This window comes from Micromonospora sp. RTP1Z1, assembly GCF_033804685.1.
Lineage (GTDB): Bacteria > Actinomycetota > Actinomycetes > Mycobacteriales > Micromonosporaceae > Micromonospora.
In genome coordinates this window covers 1-2,823 of the sequence record NZ_JAPFQV010000122.1, presented here as the reverse complement: position 1 = coordinate 2,823, position 2,823 = coordinate 1, and the positions used below count along the sequence as shown (strand labels likewise).

At 68.3% G+C, this 2,823-nt stretch carries 2 protein-coding genes; both read left to right on the top strand.

What is annotated here, in order from left to right; genetic code table 11:
• Positions 1-300: 300 nt before the first annotated feature.
• Positions 301-1,080 (top strand): transposase family protein, encoded by a 780-nt coding sequence (locus tag SLP03_RS31285; protein WP_319464242.1) that lies wholly within the window; start codon positions 301-303, stop codon positions 1,078-1,080.
• A 341-nt stretch (positions 1,081-1,421) separates the two neighbouring features.
• Positions 1,422-2,603: a low temperature requirement protein A gene (locus SLP03_RS31280; protein WP_319464241.1), complete on the top strand. Its 1,182-nt coding sequence runs from the start codon at positions 1,422-1,424 to the stop codon at positions 2,601-2,603.
• Positions 2,604-2,823: the final 220 nt, after the last annotated feature.

The following is a 2,823-nucleotide window of genomic DNA, read 5'->3' as shown; positions in this document are numbered from 1 at the left end:
GGACGGATAGTGCCGCGGCCGGGCGGTGGGCAGGTGATCGTCAACGGTGGCCGGGGTGGCGGATGCGGCGACGCCGGCGACAAGGTATACAGACAGGGTTGGGCCTTCGGTCGTGCTGGTTTAGTCGGCTTTGCTCGTACCGAAGGCCCTTCCCCATGTCACGCCGCCACGCCGGACACGCGAGATCATCGATCTCAACCGGGCCCCAGCGGCGGCCTCAACCCCTTATTTACCAGGCTCTAAGGGATGTCTCGTAACCCCGATGTCTGTCCGTTGAGGACGATCATCGAGGATGCCTGGGTGCAGGTGATCTCCGCAGCGCGCGCCGAGTGGATCTTCCCGTTCACGGGGTTGCAACCCGCCCAGTTCCGCAAGCTGGTCCGCCTGGTCGCCGAGCGAGGCGGGGTCACGATCGCTGACGGTCGGCCGGGCCGGCAGTGGGCCCTTGACCTGCCGGACCGTGTGCTGTTGGTGGCCGTGTACTGGCGCACCAACCTGACCATGCGCCAGATCGGCCCGCTGTTCGGGGTGTCGCACTCCGCGGCGCACCGGGTCATCGACTCTCTCGGCCCGCTGCCGGCCCTCGCCCCCGTGCGTCGGCGTCCGGTCGACCAGATCGCCATCGTCGACGACAGCCCGATCCCCACCCGGGACCACCGCCTTGCCGCCCGGAGCAAGAACTACCGCTACTCGACCAACCTGCAGGTCGCCATCGACGCCAGCACACGTCTCGTCGTCGCCGTCGGCGACCCGCAGCCGGGAAACCGCAACGACACCATCGTCTACCGCACCTCAGGCATCGACCAGAAGCTCGCGGGCCGACCTGTGATGGCCGACGGCGCCTACCGCGGCAACCCGGAAGTGATCATCCCGTACCGCAAGCCCTCTGACGGCAGCGAACTACCGGCCTGGAAGGAAGAGCTCAACACCCAGCACCGCACCGTCCGCGCCGGGGTCGAACACGCCCTGGCCAGGATGAAGTGCTGGAACATCCTGCGGGACTACCGCCGAGCCGCCCACACCTTGATCGATACCGCTTCCGGCATCGCCCATCTCCACAACATCGTCCTCGCCAGGTGAGCGCCAACCCGGTCACGGGCAACGCCTTCACCGAGTTACGAGACGTCCCTTAGACACGCCGGCAGCCCGCTGTCCGGTCTCAGGACCTGGGTGACATATCGGTATCAGGACCTGGGTGACACTCCGTCCTCTGTAGCACCGCCCCGACGCTTGGCCAAGGTCGACGAGCTAATCCGAACCCGCGGCGACGGTTGGAAGGAACTCATCGGCCTCGACCGTCGCCCGTCCGTGTAACGCGGGTCGCTCGATCCAGTCCACGGCAGCACGTCCGCGGTCACCGCCGCTGCCGTATGTCAGAATGCCCCCAAACCTGGAGCAGAGCTGGCAGAACGGGCGAGCCGATGACGACGAGCAGGGCGACCGAGCTGGTGCGGAAAGCCGGGGATCCACAGCGGGCTACGTTCCTGGAACTCTTCTTCGACCTGGTGTTTGTCCTCGCGCTCGCTCAGCTCTCGCGCGGCCTGGCCGAGGATCTCGGGTGGAGCGGTGCCTTCCGGACGCTGGTGCTGTTGGGGGCCATGTGGTGGGTCTGGTCCAGCACCGCGTGGCTAACCGACCGGACGGACCCGCAACGACCGGTAATCCAGGCGCTGGTCATCGCGACCCTGGTCGGCAGCCTGGTGATGGCGGCCGCGGTGCCCGAGGCATTCGGCGACACGGGCCTGATCTTCGCGGGCGCCTACGTCGCCATCCAGCTCGGCCGCGGGCTCGTCCTCGTGGCCGTTCTGCGTGGCCACGAGCTGCAGCGCACCGGCGTGCGCGGGCTGTTCTGGTACGGCCTGTCGGCGTTGCCGTGGATCGCGGGGGCGCTCGTGCACGGTACGGCGCGTGGCGCGTTGTGGGCACTCGCGGTGGTCCTTGACCACACGGCAGGCAGAATCGGCTTCCCCACCCCGGGGGCAGGCCGTACGCCCAGCCAAGACCTTGTGATCTCGGGCGAGCACCTGGCCGAGCGCTACCGGCAGTTCTTCATCATCGCGCTCGGCGAGCTGATCCTGGTTACCGGACTGGCGCTGAGCAGCAGCGGCTTCGCGCCGGACGGGGTCGCCGCGTTCGCAGTGTCGATCGCGACCACCGTGCTGCTGTGGCGGATCTACATCTACCGCGCTGGGCAAGTCCTGGCGGAAGCGATTGCCGTGTCCGCCGACCCGGTCCGCCTCGCCCGATCGGCGTCATACGCCCACCTGGCCATGGTGGCCGGCGTGGTCGCTGCCGCCGTCGGCGACGAATTTGTCATCGCCCATCCACTCGGAGACACCCCACCGGCCTGGATCGCCGTCATCCTCGGCGGACCCGCGCTGTACCTGGCCGGGCGCGCCCGCTTCGAGCACGCGGTATTCGGCCGCGTGTCCCGGTCCCGACCGATCGGCGTCCTTGCGCTGGCCGCCCTGACACCGGCGATGCTCCCCCTGCCGCCAGTCGTGGTCGCCGCCGCTGCTGCCCTCGTCCTGACCGGGATCGCCATATCCGACGCAGCCCGCGCCCGCAGACGCCCGCCCGAGCCGCCGTCACCACCCGGCTAGTACGCCGGGTAGGCGGCGGGAATCTCACCCGCCGCCCCCCACAGATCCGTACGTGACAGTCTCCCGTCATACGGCTCTTGTCGTCCTGATCATCTAGAAGGCGTTGACCCATGCCCAGTGGGCGAAGGCTTTCGGGTACTGGTCGATGATGCGCTGCCAGCCCGCCTTGGCCTTCTTGAAGGATCGAACTCGCTTGAACTTGTGGCGCAGGAACCGCATC

Bases quoted from the DNA above. Each gene is read 5' to 3' on its own strand.
- SLP03_RS31280 (WP_319464241.1), top strand. From the start codon at position 1,422: ATGACGACGAGCAGGGCGACCGAGCTGGTGCGGAAAGCCGGGGATCCA.